General features: G+C 66.2%; 22 protein-coding genes, 1 tRNA gene and 1 pseudogene. 11 read left to right on the top strand and 13 right to left on the bottom strand.

Going from position 1 to position 20122, the window contains the following annotated elements:
• The first annotated feature begins 6 nt into the window (after positions 1-6).
• Together ACX9NE_RS25455 and ACX9NE_RS25450 are read left to right on the top strand one after the other, a co-directional pair.
• Positions 7-1296: a pyridoxal phosphate-dependent aminotransferase gene (locus tag ACX9NE_RS25455; protein WP_459364396.1), complete on the top strand. Its 1290-nt coding sequence runs from the start codon at positions 7-9 to the stop codon at positions 1294-1296.
• Positions 1297-1450: 154 nt separating this feature from the next.
• Positions 1451-2908: a PE family protein gene (locus ACX9NE_RS25450; protein ID WP_459364397.1), complete on the top strand. Its 1458-nt coding sequence runs from the start codon at positions 1451-1453 to the stop codon at positions 2906-2908.
• Between the two features lie 64 nt (positions 2909-2972).
• Here ACX9NE_RS25450 and ACX9NE_RS25445 read toward each other — a convergent pair.
• From ACX9NE_RS25445 to ACX9NE_RS25430, 4 genes and pseudogenes are all read right to left on the bottom strand, one after another.
• Positions 2973-3150, bottom strand: a pseudogene (locus ACX9NE_RS25445) (IS982 family transposase); the annotation flags it as partial.
• 164 nt (positions 3151-3314) lie between these two features.
• A complete protein-coding gene (gene rfbA, locus ACX9NE_RS25440; RefSeq protein ID WP_459364398.1) occupies positions 3315-4181 on the bottom strand; it encodes a glucose-1-phosphate thymidylyltransferase RfbA in 867 nt (288 codons plus the stop codon).
• 16 nt (positions 4182-4197) lie between these two features.
• The gene (locus ACX9NE_RS25435) at positions 4198-4572 is read right to left on the bottom strand and encodes a nuclear transport factor 2 family protein (RefSeq protein WP_459364399.1); all 375 of its coding nucleotides are present in this window, start codon (positions 4570-4572) and stop codon (positions 4198-4200) included.
• An 11-nt stretch (positions 4573-4583) separates the two neighbouring features.
• The gene (locus tag ACX9NE_RS25430; RefSeq protein WP_459364400.1) at positions 4584-5339 is read right to left on the bottom strand and encodes a maleylpyruvate isomerase family mycothiol-dependent enzyme; all 756 of its coding nucleotides are present in this window, start codon (positions 5337-5339) and stop codon (positions 4584-4586) included.
• A 40-nt stretch (positions 5340-5379) separates the two neighbouring features.
• Here ACX9NE_RS25430 and ACX9NE_RS25425 point away from each other — a divergent pair, with 40 nt between their 5' ends.
• Positions 5380-5874 carry a hypothetical protein gene (locus ACX9NE_RS25425; protein ID WP_459364401.1) on the top strand — a complete coding sequence of 165 codons (495 nt, stop codon included), beginning with the start codon at positions 5380-5382 and terminating at the stop codon, positions 5872-5874.
• A 120-nt stretch (positions 5875-5994) separates the two neighbouring features.
• On the opposite strand, the gene ACX9NE_RS25420 is transcribed toward ACX9NE_RS25425, so the two are convergent.
• Together ACX9NE_RS25420 and ACX9NE_RS25415 are read right to left on the bottom strand one after the other, a co-directional pair.
• Positions 5995-6420, bottom strand: coding sequence for a tautomerase family protein (locus ACX9NE_RS25420; RefSeq protein ID WP_459364402.1), 426 nt, complete (start codon positions 6418-6420; stop codon positions 5995-5997).
• A gap of 8 nt (positions 6421-6428) precedes the next feature.
• Positions 6429-7130 (bottom strand): SDR family oxidoreductase, encoded by a 702-nt coding sequence (locus ACX9NE_RS25415; protein WP_459364403.1) that lies wholly within the window; start codon positions 7128-7130, stop codon positions 6429-6431.
• Between the two features lie 97 nt (positions 7131-7227).
• On the opposite strand from ACX9NE_RS25415, the gene ACX9NE_RS25410 reads away from it, so the two are divergent.
• The gene (locus ACX9NE_RS25410) at positions 7228-7713 is read left to right on the top strand and encodes a winged helix-turn-helix transcriptional regulator (protein ID WP_459364404.1); all 486 of its coding nucleotides are present in this window, start codon (positions 7228-7230) and stop codon (positions 7711-7713) included.
• Positions 7714-7870: 157 nt separating this feature from the next.
• A complete protein-coding gene (locus ACX9NE_RS25405; RefSeq protein WP_459364405.1) occupies positions 7871-9646 on the top strand; it encodes an N-acyl-D-amino-acid deacylase family protein in 1776 nt (591 codons plus the stop codon).
• Here the strand turns inward: ACX9NE_RS25405 and ACX9NE_RS25400 are convergent.
• The 5 genes from ACX9NE_RS25400 to ACX9NE_RS25380 form a co-directional block, all read right to left on the bottom strand.
• A complete protein-coding gene (locus ACX9NE_RS25400) occupies positions 9636-10967 on the bottom strand; it encodes a UDP-glucose dehydrogenase family protein (protein ID WP_459364406.1) in 1332 nt (443 codons plus the stop codon). The genes ACX9NE_RS25405 and ACX9NE_RS25400 overlap by 11 nt on opposite strands.
• 84 nt (positions 10968-11051) lie before the next feature.
• The gene (locus tag ACX9NE_RS25395) at positions 11052-12491 is read right to left on the bottom strand and encodes a DUF7159 family protein (protein WP_459364407.1); all 1440 of its coding nucleotides are present in this window, start codon (positions 12489-12491) and stop codon (positions 11052-11054) included.
• Positions 12492-12611: 120 nt separating this feature from the next.
• A complete protein-coding gene (locus tag ACX9NE_RS25390) occupies positions 12612-14246 on the bottom strand; it encodes a DUF7159 family protein (RefSeq protein ID WP_459364408.1) in 1635 nt (544 codons plus the stop codon).
• Between the two features lie 85 nt (positions 14247-14331).
• Positions 14332-14904 (bottom strand): dCTP deaminase, encoded by a 573-nt coding sequence (dcd, locus tag ACX9NE_RS25385; RefSeq protein WP_459364409.1) that lies wholly within the window; start codon positions 14902-14904, stop codon positions 14332-14334.
• 293 nt (positions 14905-15197) lie between these two features.
• On the bottom strand, positions 15198-15872 hold the full coding sequence (locus ACX9NE_RS25380) for a hypothetical protein (RefSeq protein ID WP_459364410.1): 675 nt from the start codon (positions 15870-15872) through the stop codon (positions 15198-15200).
• A 611-nt stretch (positions 15873-16483) separates the two neighbouring features.
• Here ACX9NE_RS25380 and ACX9NE_RS25375 point away from each other — a divergent pair.
• Positions 16484-16557: transfer RNA gene (locus ACX9NE_RS25375), tRNA-Gly, on the top strand.
• Between the two features lie 79 nt (positions 16558-16636).
• Here the strand turns inward: ACX9NE_RS25375 and ACX9NE_RS25370 are convergent.
• Both ACX9NE_RS25370 and ACX9NE_RS25365 read right to left on the bottom strand, forming a co-directional pair.
• Positions 16637-17809, bottom strand: a complete 1173-nt coding sequence (locus tag ACX9NE_RS25370) for a tyrosine-type recombinase/integrase (RefSeq protein ID WP_459364411.1) — start codon at positions 17807-17809, stop codon at positions 16637-16639.
• Positions 17802-18308, bottom strand: a complete 507-nt coding sequence (locus tag ACX9NE_RS25365; protein WP_459364412.1) for a hypothetical protein — start codon at positions 18306-18308, stop codon at positions 17802-17804. Before ACX9NE_RS25365 ends, ACX9NE_RS25370 begins: the two co-directional genes overlap by 8 nt.
• Before the next feature lie 95 nt (positions 18309-18403).
• On the opposite strand from ACX9NE_RS25365, the gene ACX9NE_RS25360 reads away from it, so the two are divergent.
• The 5 genes from ACX9NE_RS25360 to ACX9NE_RS25340 all read left to right on the top strand — a co-directional run bounded on the left by ACX9NE_RS25360 (position 18404) and on the right by ACX9NE_RS25340 (position 20072).
• Positions 18404-18580, top strand: a complete 177-nt coding sequence (locus tag ACX9NE_RS25360; RefSeq protein ID WP_459364413.1) for a hypothetical protein — start codon at positions 18404-18406, stop codon at positions 18578-18580.
• The gene (locus ACX9NE_RS25355) at positions 18577-18792 is read left to right on the top strand and encodes a hypothetical protein (protein ID WP_459364414.1); all 216 of its coding nucleotides are present in this window, start codon (positions 18577-18579) and stop codon (positions 18790-18792) included. The genes ACX9NE_RS25360 and ACX9NE_RS25355 overlap by 4 nt, the downstream gene beginning before the upstream one ends.
• Before the next feature lie 100 nt (positions 18793-18892).
• On the top strand, positions 18893-19651 hold the full coding sequence (locus ACX9NE_RS25350) for a hypothetical protein (RefSeq protein ID WP_459364415.1): 759 nt from the start codon (positions 18893-18895) through the stop codon (positions 19649-19651).
• Complete coding sequence (locus ACX9NE_RS25345; protein WP_459364416.1) at positions 19648-19860, top strand: hypothetical protein; 213 nt, start codon at positions 19648-19650, stop codon at positions 19858-19860. The genes ACX9NE_RS25350 and ACX9NE_RS25345 overlap by 4 nt, the downstream gene beginning before the upstream one ends.
• Positions 19857-20072 (top strand): hypothetical protein, encoded by a 216-nt coding sequence (locus ACX9NE_RS25340; RefSeq protein WP_459364417.1) that lies wholly within the window; start codon positions 19857-19859, stop codon positions 20070-20072. The genes ACX9NE_RS25345 and ACX9NE_RS25340 overlap by 4 nt, the downstream gene beginning before the upstream one ends.
• The last annotated feature ends 50 nt before the right edge of the window (positions 20073-20122 follow it).

Here is a 20122-nt window from a genome sequence, read left to right as displayed (position 1 = left end):
ATATCAGTGGACAGCGATGCGACCATGGTTGACGTGACTACGCACCAGCTGCCCGCGCACACCTCCGGCCATCACCGGCAGCGCGTGTTCGCGCAGTCGTCCAAACTGCAGGACGTCCTCTACGAGATCCGCGGTCCCGTGCACCAGCACGCCGCGCGACTGGAGGCTGAGGGACACCGCATCCTCAAGCTCAATATCGGCAACCCTGCGCCGTTCGGATTCGAGGCGCCCGATGTGATCATGCGCGACATGATCCAGGCGCTTCCCTATGCCCAGGGGTATTCCGACTCCAAAGGCATCCTGCCGGCACGCCGCGCGGTCGTCACCCGCTACGAATTGGTGGACGGCTTCCCCCGGTTCGACGTCGACGACGTTTACCTAGGCAACGGGGTGTCGGAGCTGATCACGATGACCCTGCAGGCGCTCCTGGACAATGGCGACCAGGTGCTTATTCCGGCGCCGGACTACCCGCTATGGACGGCGTCGACCTCGTTGGCGGGCGGTACGCCGGTGCACTACCTGTGCGACGAGACCCAGGGCTGGCAACCTGACATCGCGGACCTGGAATCCAAGATCACCGAACGCACCAAGGCATTGGTGGTGATCAACCCGAACAACCCGACCGGAGCAGTATACAGTCGCGAAATCCTCACTCAGATGGTCGATTTGGCGCGCAAGCATCAACTACTACTGCTCGCCGACGAGATTTACGACAAGATCCTGTACGACGACGCCAAGCACATCAACGTGGCGTCGCTGGCACCTGACATGCTCTGCTTGACCTTCAACGGGCTGTCCAAGGCCTACCGGGTGGCCGGATACCGCGCCGGGTGGCTGGCGATCACCGGCCCCAAGGATCACGCCGGCAGCTTCATCGAGGGGATCAGTCTGCTGGCCAACATGCGACTATGCCCGAATGTTCCGGCGCAGCACGCGATCCAGGTCGCCCTGGGCGGCCATCAAAGCATCGAGGACCTGGTGTTGCCCGGAGGTCGCCTACTCGAACAGCGCGATGTTGCCTGGAACAAGCTAAATGAGATACCGGGGGTTTCCTGCACCAAGCCGGAAGGGGCACTTTATGCCTTCCCCCGGTTGGACCCCGAGGTCTACGACATCACCGACGACGAACAACTCGTCCTGGACCTGCTGTTGCAGGAGAAGATCCTGGTCACCCAGGGCACTGGTTTCAATTGGCCCGAACCGGATCATTTGCGCATCGTCACGTTGCCCTGGGCACGTGATCTGGCGGCGGCAATAGAACGCCTGGGAAACTTCTTGGCCAGCTACCGGCAGTAAGGCCGGTCACTCAGGCGATTCCAAGAAGCCCGGACGACCTCGCCCAATAGTGCCCCCGCGTGCGCGGATGGGCATACGATGAAGAATTCACCGTCCCTGGTGACCTGCGGGCCCGAGTTAGCGCCACCATGGTCCCAACCTGTCGGGAGGGTACATGTCCATTGTCAGCGTGGCGCCGGTGCTGCTGTCCGCAGCCGCATCCGACGTTGCCGGTATCGGATCGGTACTCAGCGAAGCCAACGCGGCCGCAGCAATTCCAACGACAGCGGTACTCGCCGCCGGCGCTGACGAGATTTCCGCCGCGGTGTCTGCGATGTTCGGTCTGCACGGGCAGGCCTACCAGGCCCTCAGCGCACAGGTGGCGCAGTTTCATGCTCAGTTTGTGCAGCTATTGACTGGCAACGCCGGCGCGTACGCCAGTGCCGAAGCGGCCAACGCGCAGCAGGTTGTGCTGAACGCCGTCAACTCGCCCATCCAGGCCCTCACCGGGCGTCCGCTGATCGGCAACGGCGCCAACGCGGCGGCAGGGTCGGGGTTGAACGGGTCGCCCGGCGGGTGGTTACTCGGCGACGGCGGGTCCGGCGGGTCTGGGTCCTCAGGACTAGCAGCCGGCCAGCAAGGCGGCAACGGCGGTGCGGCCGGCCTGTTCGGCAACGGAGGCGCGGGCGGCGCCGGCGGCACCGCCTCGACCGGCACTGGCGCAGCAGGCGGCACCGGCGGGGCCGGCGGATTACTGCTGGGCAACGGCGGTGCCGGCGGCACCGGCGGGAGCGGACTCAACGGCGGTGTCGGCGGCAACGGCGGCGGGGGCGGCATGCTCTTCGGTGCCGGCGGGGCCGGCGGATCCGGCGGCATCGGCAGTACCGGGCTAGTCGGCGGCGGAGCCGGCGGCAATGGTGGTGCGGGCGGCTTCTTCGGCGGCGGTGGTGGCGCCGGCGGCTCCGGCGGCCTTGGTAGCGCCGGTCCCGGCGGGGCGGGAGGCACCGGCGGGGCCGGCGGCACCCTCTTCGGCGACGGGGGCGTCGGCGGCACCGGCGGGTTCGGCACCACCATGGGCGGCGCCGGCGGCACCGGCGGAAACGGCGGGCTGATCTCCGGCGCCGGCGGGGCCGGTGGAACAGGCGGGCAAAGCGCCAGCCTCAACGGACCCAGTACAGGGGGTAGCGGAGGCCAAGGCGGCGCCGGCGGCCTATTCGGCAACGGTGGGGTGGGCGGCACCGGCGGCGCCGGATTCGCCAGCTCAGTCGTTGGCATAGCCATTGGCGGTAATGGCGGAGCCGGCGGTGCCGGCGGCACGCTATTCGGTACCGGCGGGGCTGGCGGAAGCGGTGGCGCCGGCCTTGTCAGCAGCACGCTCTTCGGCTACGGCGGCAACGGCGGCACCGGGGGCAAGGGCGGGCTGCTCGGCGACGGCGGTGCCGGCGGCGCCGGTGGGACCCCCGGACCAAACGGCGGGTTCGCTGGAGGCAATGGCGGTAACGGCGGCAACGCCGTGCTGATCGGCAATGGCGGAAATGGCGGCAACGTCGGCAAATCCGGCGACGGGACGCCCGGCAATCCCGGCGCCGGCGGGCTGCTACTCGGCCAGCCCGGGAATCTCGGGTCGTTCTAGGTGAGTAGTTTCAACTTGATCAGTGGTCGTAGGCGATCAGCGACCTCTTGAGGCCATAACGCATTCGCAGCCAACGGTGTTCGCTGTGGGCGCCGAGCAGCGCCTGTGCCACGGCCAGGCACACCAACTCGGCGTCCGTCAATTGCTTCGGCCGTCCGGCGCGCCGCCGGTCGGGTTGCACCCCGTGATCATCGATCCGCCACACACAGTTCGGTCGGGAGAGCATCGAGGCCTGAATTCACAACTGTCCACCGGCGCCCCCCCAGTCACATCCTGACAAGCCGACAAGCCGAGAGTGCAACCACTGCGGGCGCCGCCCGGCGTGTCGCCGCCGCCAGCGCACACTCGGCGCAGCCGGTGCACACTCGGCGAGCGGTAGGGAATTAATCACCTAGGTGGTCCCGAATCACTTGCGCTCCAACAACTCCAGCAGGTAGTCGCCGTACCCCGACTTGACCAGGCTCTGGCCGCGCCGGGCCAACTGCTCGTCGTCGATCCAGCCCAGCCGCCACGCCACCTCTTCGGGAACGCTGACCTTGAGCCCCTGGCGCAGTTCCAGCGTGCGAACGAAATCGGCTGCGTCCAAGAGGGAATCGAAGGTACCGGTGTCCAGCCAGGCCGTCCCGCGGGCCAGCACCTCAACGGCCAGCCGCCCGTGGTTCAGGTAAGTCTGGTTGACTTCGGTGATCTCGTACTCGCCGCGCGCCGATTTCCGCAAGCCCTTGGCGATCTCGATCACGTCGTTGTCGTAGAAGTACAGGCCCGGTACCGCATAGTGCGACTTCGGGGTGGCCGGCTTCTCCTCCAGCGAGACCGCCATTCCACCGGCATCGAACTCCACCACCCCGTACGCCGACGGATTGGCCACCCAGTACGCGAAAATTGCGCCGCCGTCGATGGATTGGAATCGACTCAGATTCGTTCCCAAACCGGGGCCGTAGAAGATGTTGTCTCCCAGCACAAGTGCCACCGAGTCAACGCCGATGTGGTCGGCGCCGACCACGAATGCCTGGGCCAGTCCGTCCGGTCGTTCCTGCACCGCGTAGGTCAGGTTGATCCCGAATTGGCTTCCATCACCGAGCAGTCGGTGAAATCCGGACGCGTCGTGCGGGGTAGTGATCAGCAGAATGTCGCGGATGCCCGCCATCATTAGCGTGGTCAGCGGGTAGTAGATCATCGGCTTGTCGTAAACCGGCAGCAATTGCTTGCTGATTCCCAAGGTGATCGGATACAAACGGGTGCCCGAGCCGCCCGCCAAGATGATCCCGCGCATCGTTGACCCCTCAGTTTCACTCGACCCGGTCGCGCTCGGTGAGTTCGGTAGCAGCCAACGCCGACGCCAGGTCCGCGTGCCGGAACACCGAGGTGACGTGATCGTGGACCACTCGAAACGCTGACGCCGCTGTGGCCAGATTGAAGGGCTTGTTGCGATCGGTGATCGTCTGCTCGACCACCACGATCCCGTCGTGCACATACATCCGGCCAAGCTCCGCGGCGGTCGAAAGCGAGCCCGCCCACCGGCGCAGTGCCGCATGCCCCTGCGCGGCTCCGTGCGCGTCACCGATCTCGATGTCGTCGCTGGACAGGCCGACCAAGGTTTCGAGGTCGGCACTGTTGAGGGCGTCGTGCCAAGCCAGGACGGTGGCGATCTCCGATGTAGTCATGGTCTGCAAGTCTAGAGAGGCGTGCGATCCAGCCATCTTTGCCACACGGCGTCGTCGCCGAACAGCTCGATCCCGGCGTCGGCGAGCGAGACTCGGCGGGTCATCGCCAGCAGCAGTTCGGTGGCCCCGCCGCGCAGCCCGACCGTCGCTTTTCCGTGTTCGTGCGACCACGTGACGACGACATCCTCCACGGCAACCGTCCATTCACCGGCTTCGCCCAGACCAGGATCGCTGGCGTGCAGGTGCAATGTGTCGCCTCCTTCCAGGGGAAGTGCCGTGCCGTCCTTTCCCGCCTGGATCACTATGCGTTCCAGGAACTCATTGATCCCGTCGGCCGCCACTTCGGCTTCCAGGGTGAAGCCAGCACCGACGGCCAGCGCGGCGTCCGCGCGATGCACGGCGTTCTCGTGCAGCCGTCGCCGGATCCACCAATTGGCCGGCCGCGGCCCGAGGAAGGACCAGACCGGTGTTTCGGCTCCGGTTGCCTCGACCGCATCGACCAGCCGCTGGGCACCTCCGTTCAGCCAGGAGATCGCGTCATCGACGTCGGGTGGCGGCGTACCCTCTTCGACGCTGCGGAAGTCGAGGAAGCTGTCCATCCGGTCGCGGACGATTTGCGCGGCCCAACGGTCGCCGCGACCGACGTGGCGGAACAGTTGCTCAAGCGTCCATCCCGGACAGGTGGGCACGGGCGTCGATTGATCGGCCGCGCGGATCAGTTCGCCGAGGACCCGGGTTTCTTCGAGATAAGCCGACACGTAATCCACTGGGGTGACGCTACTCGTCGATCAAGCACATAATCAGAAGATGGCGCCCGAACCCCCGTTCATCGTGACGTTTCGCGGCAGGGAGATCGGCCGCCACGAGACGGCCGAATCGGCGATGGCGGCAGCGCGCTCGGTGATCGATACCGAGTTGGGGCGCCAACTAGGCCGGCCACCCGAGTCCATCCCGCCTGACCTGCCCAGAATCGAGTGGCAGCCACCACGGGTACCGTTTCCCTTCGACGCACCGGGATATTGGCACTGGCGAGCACGGGCGCTGCGCTCCGAGCGACGACCGCCTACCGCGCCGGGCCCGGTGCATGTGCCGAGTCCGCCATCGCCGCCGGGTCCGCCACCGCCACCCGAGCACGTCTTGCCGCCGGGCCGCGACGAGCCGCGGCCCATCGGTCCGACCACTGTGTATGAAGTCCCAGTGCCCCCGGTGCCGTCGCCACCGGCTCCCGTGTACGGCGGGTCTCCTCCGATAGAGGAGCCGGAGTCGGGCAGGAGACGATGGTTCGGCAAAGGTCATGACTGACGTTGCGCTGCACGGTCACGTCGAGGGCTGTCCGTCCCTTCCCGCGTCTGCCGGCATGCCCCGGCTCTCCTCCGAGGACATCCACTGGCCGGCCGGCTGGCCCGCGCTTGAACCGATTGTCTAGTAGGCGGATACGACATTCTTGCGGGCCCAGTCCTTTTCGGCCTCGGATCCACCGGGAGGCGGCACGTACCCGTTGATCATCCAGAGTTCCTCGCTGGTCTCGTCCACGTGGAATTCCCAGTGCAGGTCCGGCTTCCCGGCGAACAACGGTGCCACAATGTCGTTGATCCACCGAGTGATCCGCTGCCGGTGTTCCGTGCTCTGCGAATGCCGGGCAATGTGATCGATGACGATCCTGATGCCCGCCGAGGTCGGCTCACCGCCGACGTAGAAGTTTTCCGGACTGGTCTCGGTGAACAACGTGATCACGTAGAACCGGGGCAGCCCGGCCCTCTCGTAATGGTCAGTGATCCGAGATGCCAATTCGTGCTTCTCGGCGTCGGTGAAGATTCCGGGCGAATGATGAATTGTCCACAATGGCATGGCATTTCCTACTTCGCCAGTGAGAAGGCCAAGTTCTCCACCGGGCCGGACAGTGAGGCTTTGACGTTGACGGTGACGGCGTCGGCGAGAACTTCGGCCGCGCCCGCCTCCAACCCGTCCACGATGCGTGCGGCCACCTCAGCCGGCGACGTTTTCTCCACGGGGATGTTTGCGACCATGTCGGTATCGATGAAACCGGCGTGCACACCCACGACTTGAGTTCCTTGCGATGCCAGCTCGACACGCAGCGAGTTGGTCACCGACCAGATCGCGGCCTTGGAAGCCCCATAGGCGCCACTGCCGGCCAGCCAGGACAACACCGAGTGCACGTTGACCAGCGCTCCGCCGCCGTTGGCCGCGAGGACGGGTGCGAACGCCCGCGCCACACGCAGCGGTCCGAAAACATTGATATCGAAGGTCTCCGTGACGTGATCGAAACTTCCGGTGAGCAACGATTCCGGCAGCAGAACGCCGGCGTTGTTGATCACGATATCGGCGTCGCTTGCTGTTTGCGCGAACGCGGCGACGGAATCAGCGGAACGCACCTCCAATTCGCCGGTCACCACCCGTGGGCGCTCGTCGGTAAAAGCACTTCTGGCCGTGGCGTACACCTTGCGCGCACCGCGCGCCAGGACCTCGTCGACCAGTGCCGCACCCAGCCCTCGTTGTCCCCCTGTCACCACGACCACCTTGTCGGCTACCGAAACCATCTCCTCAATCCTTCCGCTGATCTGACTAACGTTTCCGTTATCTAGATACAAGCACGCTATGCTGGATAACGCAATCGTTAGTCACGTGAGGTGCGTCATGGAGTTCGAGAAGAAACTTCGCGACCGGCAGAAGTGGTCGATCGGCGACGGCTGCTCGATGGCGAAGGTCCTCGACCTGTTGAGTACGAAGACCACATTCCTGGTAGTGCGCGAATGCTTCTACGGCACAACACGATTCGAGGACTTCGTGGAAAGGATCGGCACGTCGGCCCCAGCGGTGTCGCGGGCGATGAAGCAACTGGAGGCAGCCGGAATCATTACCCGAGTGCCCTATCGCGAACCGGGCAGACGGGCGCGGGACGAGTACCTCCTGACCCCGGCCGGAAAGGACCTGCTACCGGTGTTCCTCTCGCTGGTGCAGTGGGGCGACAAGCACCTGCAAAACGGCCGGGGTCCGCTCAGGTTCGTCGATCCCGAAACCGGCCGGACCCTTGGGGTGCAAGTCATCGATGAAATCGGTGAGCCGGCGAGGGATACCGACGGAATAGAGATCCGGTTGAACGCGGCGGCCAGGCGGCGTTGACACGCACGGCGGGTTACGAGCGGGAGATACCGAGGCCGTAACATGGCCCCCGCACCGGGGACGCGCTGCGCGCGTCTGCGTGACTGGGTCGCGCCGGTGCTGGACGCCGATCGCATCGACAGACTAGGTAAGCTGTCCACTCAGTGAGGTGGTCACATTGACTTTCGACGCAGTGGTCGTCAACGGCAGGTGGTTCGACGGCAGCGGGGGGCCTTCGGCAATCCGCAACATCGGGATACGCGACGGCCGCGTGGCTGCCCTCTCCCCCACCCCGCTCGATACCGAGGGGTGTCCGAATGTCATTGACGCCGAGGGCAAGTGGGTAATGCCCGGCATCATCGACATCCATACTCACTACGACGCTGAGATATTGGCGGCGCCCGCGCTGTCGGAATCGGTGCGCCACGGTGTCACCACCATCGTGATGGGATCGTGTTCGCTGTCCACCGTCTATGTCAATGCCAGCGAGGCCGCCGACCTGTTCGGCCGGGTGGAAGCGATCCCGCACGAGCACGTGGTCCGCATCGTCGGCGAGCACAAGTCGTGGACGAATCCGCAGGAGTACATCGACGCACTCGAATCGCTGCCGCTGGGTCCCAACGTGACAGCTTTCATCGGTCACTCCGACATGCGGACGTCAGTGCTGGGCCTGGATCGCGCGACCCGCAAGGACGTCACGCCCACCGCCGCGGAGCAGGCTCGGATGGAGCAGATGCTGAACGACGCGCTGGAGGCCGGTTTTCTCGGAATGTCTTCCCAGCAGCTGCTTTTCGACAAGATCGATGGGGAAACCTGCCGGTCCCGGACGCTGCCCTCGACTTACGCCACGGGCCGCGAGCTGCGTCGGCTCAAGTCGTTGTTGCGGCGCACCGGCCGCGTCCTGCAGTCCGGTCCGGACATCAGTCACCCGCAGAACATCGTCTCGCAAGCGCTGCAGTCACTGGGGATTCGTCGGCCTCTGTTGAAGACCAGCCTGCTGGCGGCTGCCGACATGAAGTCGGCGCCGGGCTCCATCTGGCTGACGAGCGCATTGGCCGCCCTGGTGAATCGGTTCGGCGGCGACTTCCGCTTCCAGCATTTACCGGTGCCCTTTGAGGTGTACGCCGACGGAATCGACCTGGTCGTGTTCGAAGAATTCGGCGCAGGGGCGGCCGCACTGCACCTCAAGGATGAAGTCGAGCGCAACGAACTCATGCGCAACGAGGAGTACCGCCGGCAGTTCCGCAAGGATTACGACACCAAGTTCGCGCCGCGTGCATGGCAGCGGGACTTCTTCGACGCAGAAATCGTCTCCTGCCCCGACGAGTCGGTGGTGGGCAAATCGTTCGGTCAGGTCGGCGTGGAGCGCGGTGGCCTGCATCCGGTTGACGCCTTCCTCGACCTGGTACTCGAGCATGGCACCGCGATCCGCTGGCGCACAACGATTTCCAACCACCGCCCGAAGATGCTGCGCCGACTGGCCCGGATGCACGGCTTGCAGGTGGGGTTCTCCGACGCAGGCGCCCACCTGCGCAACATGGCGTTCTACAACAGCGGGTTGCGCCTGCTGAGGCATGTGCGCGACGCCGAGCGCCAGGGCCACCCGTTCCTCTCGGTCGAGCAGGCGGTGCACCGGCTGACCGGTGAATTGGCCGACTGGTATGGATTGGACGCCGGTCACCTACGGGTGGGCGACTGGGCCGACCTGGTTATTGTCGACCCGCAACGGCTCGACGACTCGTTGGACGAGTACCACGAGGCGAAAGTCGAGGTCTACGACGGCCTTTCACGGATGGTGAATCGCAACGACGCCACGGTGCAAGCCGTGTTCGTGTCGGGCCGAGAGGTGTTCCGCCACGGGCAGCCAACCAAGATTCTGGGACGTCAACGCACCGGCGGCTTCCTGCGCGCCGACGGCCGCCCGCGTAACGTGCCGCAGCCCGTCACCGCGTAGGGCGCCGCGCTCCGAGCCGGAACAGCTGCCAGCCCGCACGTTCCCAGCGGCCCACGTCGAGGCAGTTGCGGCCGTCGACGACGACGCGGGCCCGCACCCGATCGGCGAGGTCGTCGGGGTCGAGGTCGACGAACTCCTGCCACTCGGTGAGCACCAGAACGGCATCCGCACGCTCGCAGGCCTCTTCGACCGAAACCGCGTAAGTCAACGTGGGGAACAGCCGGTTCGCGTTGTCGAGCGCCTTCGGGTCGTAGACGTTGACGGCAGCGCCGTTGAGTTGCAATTGGCCGGCCACGTTCAGCGCGGGCGAATCCCGCACATCGTCGGACTCCGGCTTGAAGGCCGCGCCCAGCACCGCGATGTTCGCCCCGAGCAGGGATCCGCCGCAGGCCGCGGTGGCCAGTTCGACCATGCGGGTCCGGCGCCGCATGTTGATGCTGTCGACCTCGCGCAGGAAGGTGAGCGCCTGGTTGGCGCCGAGCTCCCCGGCGCGGGCCATGAATGCCCGGATGTCCTTGGGCAGGCAGCCGCCGCCGAAGCCGAGACCGGCATTGAGGCATTGCCGTCCGATACGCGGGTCGTATCCCAGCGCATCGGCCAGCAGGCTGACGTCGGCGCCCGCGGCCTCGCACACTTCGGAGATCGCGTTGATGAACGAGATCTTGGTTGCCAGAAAGGCGTTGGCGGAGACCTTGACGAGTTCGGCGGTCTGCAGATCGGTGACCAGGAACGGCACACCCGAGTTCAGCAGCGGTTCGTACAGCTCGCGCACCACGGCCTCGGCGCGGAAGGAATCCGGTTGAACACCAAGCACAATGCGGTCCGGATGCAATGTGTCGTGTACTGCGTAGCCCTCGCGGAGAAACTCCGGATTCCACGCGATCTCGACGTCCAGCCCGGCGGGTGCCAGCGCGGCGGCTCGCTGGCTCAGTTCAGCTGCGGTACCCACCGGCACAGTCGATTTGCCCACCAGGACGGATGTCCTGGTCAACCGGGGCACCAGCGCATCGATGACGGCATGGACGTGCCGGATGTCGGCGCCGTATTCGCCCTTCTTCTGCGGTGTGCCGACTCCGAGGAAATGGACGTCGGCGAAATCGGCCGCCATGTCATAGTCGGTGGTGAACTGCAGCCGCCCGGCAGCAAGATTGGCAGTCAACAGCTTTCGTAAGCCGGGTTCGTAGAAGGGAATGTCGCCACCGGCCAGCTTGGCGACCTTGCCCGGGTCGATGTCAACGCCGACGACCTCATGTCCCAGCTCCGCCATTCCGACAGCGTGGGTGGCGCCGAGATAGCCGGTACCGAAAACGGTGCATCGCATACCACCGTGTGTAGGTGCCCGCGATGAGCGAACCGCATCGCGACGCTGAACGGCAGGTGACAGCTACCCGGCGAAATCAGATGCTCAGAAGCCGGGGATACCGGGGATGTTGAACCCGCCGCGGCCGCCCTTGCCGCCCCGCTCGCCGCCGCCTTTGCCGCCGCCGGGGAACTTCCCGGGTCCCCTGCCCTCGTCGTCGTCGCCGCGGCCGCCACCAACGCCGGGGCCGAAGGGGAATTGCGGGGTGAAGATCTGCGGCAGCTGGGGTATGGGCACAGGGACCGGCACCGGCGCAGGAGCGGCGGGCACCGGCACCGGAGCGGGAGCGGCGGGCACCGGCACCGGAGCGGGTGCCGCGGGCACAGGTGCCGGCGCCGGGGCTTGCGGGACTTCCACGGGTATCCGGGGAGCCTGCGGAGCGGGCGCCGGAGCCTGCTCGGGGACCTGCGGCGTCGGCGCCTGTGGTGCAGGCGCGGGAGCCTGCTCGGGAACCTGCGGCGCCTGTGGTGCAGGCGCGGGAGCCTGCGGCGGTTGACTGGGGGCGACCAGGGCCTGGCCCGGGTCGGGCCGGGCGGTCGAGGTGTTTCGCATGCTTACCCCCAGCGAAACGACCAGCGACGCCACCCCGAGCACAAAGATCGACAGCAGCGCGCTGCCGAGTAGTCCCAGTGGCCGCCGACCTTCGGCCCGCGGCTCGTCCTGATCGACGGCAACGGCGCTGTAGGCCAGCGCGCCATCGGTCGCATCCACGCTTTCGAAGTAGACCGGGTCGAGGCCCAACGCCGTGTAGGCGCCGGTGCCGGGATCCTGAGCGTAGGCGCGCGCGGCGGTCGACGACGACAGCAACGGCGTGTTCGCCGAGGCCAGCGCAGCCCCCCACGCCAGGGCCGTCTCCGGCTCTTCGGGCAGGGTCACCGGAAGCGTGGTGGCGGCGTCGAGGGCCGGCTTGATCATGGGGACGTCGACGCCCGATCCGACGACGAAGACGGCGTCCGGATGCGTCTCCAACGATTCGGCGGTCGACACCAAGTCGGCCAGCCGTGCCACCGCGGCGTCGTCGTCCGCGGGCAGCGGCTCGCGATGGATGTCGGCGAGCGAGCCATCTGCGCTGTTGACCACGGCCAGCGTCGCGGTGTCGGGTTCGATGAAGAGCAGTGCCGTCTGCGCGTAGTTCGTTTCGTTACCCACCGAGTGCGCCAGCGCGGCGGCGGCCAGGAACGCCGAGACCAGCATGACGTTTTCGACTTTGCGACGGGCCAAGGCGTCGCGTAACGCCGCCGCCTGAGCCGGATCCCGCCAGGTGACGCCGGTCGAGGCCAGCTGATAGCCGCCCTCGGCCGCGCCTTCCCTCGTACCCAGTATCGCCGCGATCACCTGATCGGCGGCACCGCGCATGTCGGCATCTTGGTCGGCGGCGACCTCGATGCTGTCTTCGTCGACCAGGGCGCCGTCGCCGTTTTCGCCTTCGACAAGCACCATCCGAACTGCTGTTGGTGCCATCGACACGCCAAGTACGGTGTCCAAAGCTCCCCCAAACTGGTTCTTCGGTTCCCCAACCCTCGCTATACAACGGTACCCGTGTACCGGTGTCATACCCCTTTGAGTTTGCTTTGTGGAAAAACTCACAGGTTCCGTCAGCAGGGACTAATGACGCCCTCCGCCGCCACCGTGTCCGCCACCGAAGCCGCCGCCCCCGCCGCCAAAGCCGCCGCGGCCGCCACCCGGGCCGCCGCCGAACGGGCCGTGCCCACCCGGGCCGCCGCCACCGAACGGGCCCTGGATACCGGGTCCACCGCCGCCGCCGCCGAACGGGCCGTGCCCACCCGGGCCGCCGCCACCAAAGGGACCCTGGCCACCCGGGCCGCGACCGCCGACCGGGCCGTGCCCTCCGGGACCGTCACCGCCGAAAGGCCCCTGACCACCCGGACCACCGCCGAACGGGCCCCGCCCCGGGCTGGGCACCGGCGCCTGCGGGAGTTGAATGATCGGCACCCGCGGGATCGGATTCTCGACGCGCGGCGGGGTCGCCGGAACGGGCGCGCGCGGGACGGGCAGCTGAGGCTGCTGGCGCGGCACCTGCACGGGGACTTGCGCTACCGGGGCCCGGGGTACCAGGTTGGGGATCGCTGGCGGAAGGACCACCGGGTCCGGTACCCGCGGGGCGGGCAGGGCCGGAACGCGCACCGGCGGCGCGGCCGGTGCCGGTACCGGGATCACCGGCGCCACTCGTGCCGGTTCGGCCGGAGCAGCAGCTGCCGGAGCCGGTCGTTGCGGAATCTCGGCGTGCGGTGCTGCCGGCACATCAATCTTGTGCTGCGGCGCGGCCACCTCAGGTGCCGCGGGCGCCGGCTCCATCGGGGCGACGAAGTGGTTTTCGTTCGGCTTGGGCTGCAGGGCAACGGTCGGGCGAATGGTGATCGCCAGCGCCACTTCCAGCGCAACGGCGGCCGCGCACGCAACTACCGCCAAGCCACTACCGAGCAGCAGCGCGGGCCTGCGCCGGCCAGTGTCCTCGTCGGCGACGTCGCTGTCCGCGAACCCGGACACGTCATTGATATCGTCGAAATCCTGCGCATATGCCAGGGCAGCGGTGCTGGCGGCGAACAGCGGGGAACTGCCCGATGCCAGCGCGGCACCGCGGGCCAGCGCCATCTCGGGTTCCTCAGGCACGCTGATGGTCAGGGTGGTGGCCGCGTCCAGCACCGGCTTGATCATGGGCACGTCGACGCCCGAGCCCACCACGTAGAGGCCATCCGGCCGCGGGCGCATCGACTCCGCTGTCGATACCAGCTGCGCCAGTTCGGCCACGGCCGCGTCGTCGTCTTCGTCCAGCGGCTGGTTCAGCACGTCGCACAACGAGCCGTCCTGGTTGTCCACCACCGCCAACGTGGCGCTCTCGGGCTCGACGAACAGAACACCGGTGCGCTCGTAGCCGACGGCAGCCCCTACCGCTTGGCCCATCGCGACCGCCGCCAGGAACGCCGAGACCAGCATCACGTTGTCGACTTTGTGTGCGGCCAGGGCATCGCGTAGCGCGGCCGCCTGGGTTTGATCGGTCCAGCAAACCCCGACGGAGGACAGTCGCAGACCCGCTTCACCGGCACCCTCGCGAGTGCCCAGGATTGCGGCCATCACCCGGTCCGACGCGCAGGTGGCCGCCGTCTCACGAGGCAGGCGGAAACTGTCTTCTTCGACTATGACACCGTCAGCGTCCTCACCCTCGACCAGCGCCATGCGCACAGCCGACGGTGCCATCGAAACCCCCAGTACGACGTCCAAAACCCCTCCCAAGGTTTAGCGGTCTGCGGAGGGACACACGGCACATGATCGCAATTCGATTGTGGACCCGAAGGCTATGCCACAGCTAGGTGGACCGTATGAAGTTCTGGTAGGAGCGCGACGGTGTCGGCCCCCGCTGACCCTGATACTTCGAGCCTACTTGCGAACTGCCGTATGGATGTTCAGATGGGCTGGTTAGTCGCAAGATACATAACTGGCCGATTTTCATGCCGGGCCACAGCGTGATCGGCAGGTTTGCCACATTGGACAGCTCCAGCGTGATGTGGCCGCTGAATCCCGGGTCGATGAAGCCCGCGGTCGAGTGCGTCAGCAACCCCAGTCGGCCCAGCGAAGACTTGCCTTCCAACCTCCCCGCCAGGTCGTCGGGCAGCGTGCACACCTCCAAGGTCGAGCCGAGCACGAACTCGCCGGGGTGTAGTACAAACGGCTCCCCCTCAGCAGGCTCCACCAGGCTGGTCAGTTCGTCCTGCTGCAGGGAGGGATCGATGTGCGTGTAGCGGGTGTTGTTGAAAACGCGGAACAGCGAGTCGAGCCGGACGTCGATGCTGGACGGCTGAACCAAGGCATCGTCGAACGGGTCCAGGCCCAGTCGACCCGCGGCGATTTCGGCTCTGAGGTCGCGATCGGAGAGCAGCATTGGTAGGCAGGGGCGCGGTGTCCGCGTTGCGGATCCGTTTCCCCATCCCCCTTTCAATCCGTGCATGCGGTTTTCCCGCACACGGCTTACCGATGATCTTCTAGACATGGTTACGCTGCCCTGTCCGAAGAGGCTTTCGACACCCCGCTCAGCCCGCCGCGTCTCCACGACAAACCGGGGCCGCTGCCCGGCGCTCCGGTACCTACCGAGACGGGACTCCCACCCGCTAGCCTGATCCAACTTCCAGGACGCACCACCCGACGAGCGTAGCTGTCGGGCCAGCTGAGATCGGCCTAGCGGACGTAGATTTCGTCCCCAGTGGGGTAGCCGCCACCGGTGGTGGTGACGTGGACATGATCGTAGTGGCCGTAGCCGCCGGATTGAGCGCCTCCGCCCGGTGTGTAGTAAACGCCGCGCCAGATGGCGTCCTGGATGCCGAAACGCTCGGCATTCTGCAGCACGAAGGTGACGATCGCGTTGCCGAGCTCGATCCCCGAGTCGGAACCCGGGTCCGGAATCATCACGTCGAGCGCCAGGCCTTCGGGGTGCCAGCGCAGCGCATCCGGCCGAACGCCGCCGATCTGGTGAATCTCGGGAAACAGTGCGCTGATGGCGCGTTCGACCAGGATGGTCTTGACCTGCAGGCCGCTTTCCGGTGCGACGCCGACGGGCAGGATGCGGGGTCTCACATTGGCCCGCGATCTGTCGGCCCGTGATCTCGCCGCCGGCGCCATCTCGTCGATGCTGACTCGGAGATGGGAGGTGTCGATGTTGGGGGATCTTGCTGCTCCGGCGAGCTGAAGACAGCACGCCGGGGACTCGGCGAACAACGGCTTGACTTCCGCGCGGGCGGCGCTGATGGGACTGACGTCACCCCCCGCGGCGAAGTACACAGCGGCTGACGAGAGCACTGCAGCCAGCGCTGCGGGCGATTTCCGCGTCTTCCTAGCTAACTCGTGCCTGCCCACGGAGGGTCACGATACGACGTTACGAATGATAACGAAAGGGTAAACATCACATTTTTAGGATTTGCATTGAATCAACGACCATTCACATTGTGAATTACGTGATGGTCATCAAGCCCGGGTCGGCGGTCAGTCGACCGGCCAGTTCGACGGTTCCTCGAGCATCTGGCGCGCGTAGTTGCCCGAAGGTGGGCGGTGCGGACGTGGCCTAACGCCGCCGCTCAAACATCTTGTAGCGCAGCGTGATTCGATCACCGGTTCCGGCCGCGGTGAAGAGAAACTTGCCTCCGATCCTGGTCAGCAGACCGTTGCAATCCGTGATCTGGTACGTCCACGATTCCTGTTTCGACGCCGACGACGGTCTCGCGAATGCTGCCCCACGGTCCCAACTCAGGAACTCGCGTCTGGCCGGGGGCATCGCGCCAGTCGTCGGTGTCTGGCCCGCTAACTTCCCGGATCGGGGGAATTGGCTCCTACCGGCGGCGGAACATCACGGGAACGTCCATCTCGATGATCCCCCGGAACGCCTGTTCAGGACTCACCGGGAGGGTTCGATTTTGTTCGACCCGCACACCATCGGACATCGACCGATGTTAGCCTTCAGGGGCGACCGCGCCGATGTAGTTCAATGGCAGAACATCAGCTTCCCAAGCTGAATACGCGGGTTCGATTCCCGTCATCGGCTCCATACATGCAGGTCAGGGCCGCAACCCAGTTTGCCGGCAAACCCCAACGAACGAAATCCCGTATTTTCCCCGTAAATTGGGTTAGCCAGCCTTGTTGCTGGCCCATTCCTCAAGCACAGCGCGGGTATCCGGCCCTGCCGTCACCCGCTGCACGTAGTGGCCTTCGGTCGTCGCAAGCTGCGCGTGGCCGAGCTGGTGTTGAGCTGCCTCTACCCCGAGCCCGTCCCTGACGACCGTTCCAGCGGTCCGCCGGAAGCTATGGGGTGTCACCCATCGCAGATGCTCGTGTGGCGCCAGCGACTCCCGCAGCGAGGACCGGATATTCGATAGGCTCACCAGCCCGCCGTCGCGGTTCTTCAACACTGTTCCGTCTGGACCAGTCACCCCGTATAGCTCGGTGAGCACCTGGACGCCGAACTCGGGCAGCGTGACCGTGTGCGCCGGCGCGCGGCCCTTACGTTCGTCCTGCCGGTGCAGCGCCTTGCCCGCGACCCGGCCGGCATCGACGACTGTTCCGTTGACCGTGACGGTCGCCGGGTCTGCGAGCAGGTCGACGTCTGCCCATTGGATCGCCAGCACCTCCCCCGGCCGCGCCCCGGTCGCTGCGAGCAGTTCGACGAATGCGGGCAGCATCAGGCCTCGTCGAGGCCCCGGACCCTTGCGCCCGCAATACGTCTTGACGGCCTGGCGCAGCTGCTCGAACTCCATCGACGTGAGTGCCCGCGCCGGCTTACGTTCCGCCTTGGCGGTCTTGGTCTCGCGCATCGGATTGTGCTTCACGACGTCGAACCGCGCCGCCAGGCTGTACATGCCTGTGAGGATGATGCGGAGGTAGGTGGCCGGCGACGGAGGCAGCGCCTTTAGGTGCGCGTCGGCGCGACTGGTCGATAGCTCCGAGATCCGCAGCGCGCCGAACTGCTGTTCGCCGTGCAGCCGCCATGTGTCCCTGTACAGGGTGACGGTCCGCTCACCGATGCCATCCTCTGCAACCTTGGCGGGAATCCATGCCGTGAACAGTTCGGACAGGGTGGTGCGCTGGTTCATGACGCCGGTTGGTTCCCCAGCTTCGAGTTCGGCCGCGATCCGACGTTTCAGCTCCCGCCGCGCGTCCTCGGCCGACTTTCGCGACGACGCTTGACGCTCTCGGAGCTTTCCGCTGTACAGCCGCAGATACGTTGTGGCGTAGAACAGTTCACCCCGACGGGTGTCTGTCACCTTCCCATGCTCGCCAGGAGCGAGCCGCTGCCTAGGCATCGTCTTCCATCCCACGCAAATCGTCTTTGTACCGGTCTAGCGCTTCCTCAAGCGACTTGATGAGTCCGCGGTAGTGTTCCGCCTCTTTGGCTAGCCGCTCGCGGTACTGGTCGGGCATATTCAGACGTTTAGGGCCTTCCTCGGCCTGGAAAAGGTTGTGACGCTGGGTTTGTAGCTTCTCTTCGACCTCGGCTATCAGCATCCGTAGGACTGCCCGATCGGAGCGGGCGCCGGGAATGTCGACGCCGGCCGTGGCCCTGTCCAGCCACTTGGACCAATCCGCTTCCAGCGCCACGCCCAGCGCGATCAGTTCCGGCAGCGTGACGCCCTGCTCACCCTTCTCAATCCGCGGTATCGCCACCCGGTGAACCGGGGCGCCAATCTTCTCGGTCGCATCGGCCAGGCGGACATACGACATTCCCCGTTCCTCGCGCGCCGACCTGACGGCCTCGCCTACCCGTTCCGCGACTTCCTGTGGCCAACCCCGGCTGTCGTCCATGACGACATCATGGCACAGCCGTTGTTGACTTCCCGACATTCAGCTGTACCTGTCGAGTTCGCGACAGCACGGTCGCGAACGCGACAGGAGATGCAGTGAACAAGAACAACGACCATGCCGCGGTGCGCGCCCAACTCGGCGTCAGCCGGACGGTGGTATTCGCACTCTGGAAGTCGGGCGAATTGGGCTCGGTCACCATCGGGCGCCGGCGTTTCAGCACGGACCGGCAGATCGACGACTATCTGTCGCGGCTTGAGCAGGCCAGCGCGTGATTACCGAAGCGCACCAGATCGCCGCCCACCTCGCGGCGGCAAGCGAAGTGTTCGCGATCAAGAAGACGGACGACTGGGACTCCCGCGCCGATGCGACAGCAGAAGGCAACGTCATCACGGTTGTCGTCACGGACGACCTTGGCCGCGCGAAGCGCGAGTACCGGGCTGTCGTCCAGCGCGTCGCCGAGATTGCACGCACAACGGCCCAGTGAGAATGCGCCGGGGCCTTGCGGTATGACACCGACACAATGGCGAAGCTGGCGGAGACACGTTCTTGCGCATTCCGAGCTGACTGCCGCCCAGAAGCTCGTCTTGCTCGCTTTGGAGACGTTCGCCGATTACCCGGCCGGAACCAATGCTCGGCCTGGGGTCGTACGACTCGCCGAAACCTGCGGACTCAAGGTCCGAGTCGTCGAGGGAACTCTGACCCTTGCGAGGCAACTAGAACTCATCGAGCAGACGGCACGAGCAAACCCCAAACGGGGCCGCGCGGCGTGCTACCGCCTCATTTCAACCCGCACCGACATGCATGTTGAAACTGTTTCTACCCGCACCCGCGTGCAGGCAGGAAGCGGGTTTCAACCCGCACGAAACGAATTTCAACCCGCACGAAACGGCGTTTCAACCCGCACGAGCGTGCAGCCCACCGAGTCAGAACACCAAGTCATTTCACCAATCAGCGCTGGCGCGCTGCGGCGCGCGCGTGGCGAGTCCGTAGACGAAATGATTGAGTCGACCATCAGCGTCAGGCTGCCGGGGCAAACTCGCGCACGGCTCCGCAAAGTCGCTATCGAACTTCTCGAAGAACTCGACGACCCCGAAACCCTTGCGGCGGCACTCACCCGGTGGGGCGAACGGTCCGACGCCGGGCCCGGTTTGCTCCCCGACCTGTACGCCGACGTCGTCCGTGAGTTTGAGCGCAGCGACGCCGCCGCCGAAGTCACAGACTGGGTTAACCGCATAGCGCTTTGCGGCCGCTGCGACGAGGCCGGGTGGCTGACCGGGGCTGACGGAACACCGGCGGAACCCGCGCGGCATTGCGAACACCCAGGCGTCAAGGAGTCGGCGTGAGTCGCCGCAGAGCCGTCGATCAGGCCGCGCGCGAAGAACGGGTAGCTGCGATCCGCCGGTGCCGCCGCTGCGACCCCTGCGGCTGGCAGCTCGGACCGGACCGCACACCCATCGAGCCCGCCGTCCGCTGCGACCACGGCGCACCGGCCACAACGCCCGCAGTTCGCGACATCACCGAGCCAATCCACCATCGCGAGGCCGAGCAGTGAGCATCCGCGCCGTGCTGGTCTGTCACCAGGGCACCGAGACGGGGCCCATTACCGCTGAGTGGACGTACTGGGCTGACGTCGAGGAAGCGCGACAAGCCGAAGCCGAACTCGCCCGCCCTTGCGGTCCGCTGTGCATCGGCGTCCACACCATCGTGCGCCAGCTCGTCGAGCCCGACCGCAGACGCAAGCCGCCGGCGAGGACCAGGACATGACCGACCAACACGATTGCCCGCCGGCACCGCTGCCACCGACACCCGCTGCT

The sequence above is a fragment of the Mycobacterium sp. ML4 genome, assembly GCF_054515735.1.
Note: the sequence above shows the minus strand (reverse complement) of the source record. Positions and strands in the feature narration are given on the sequence as shown.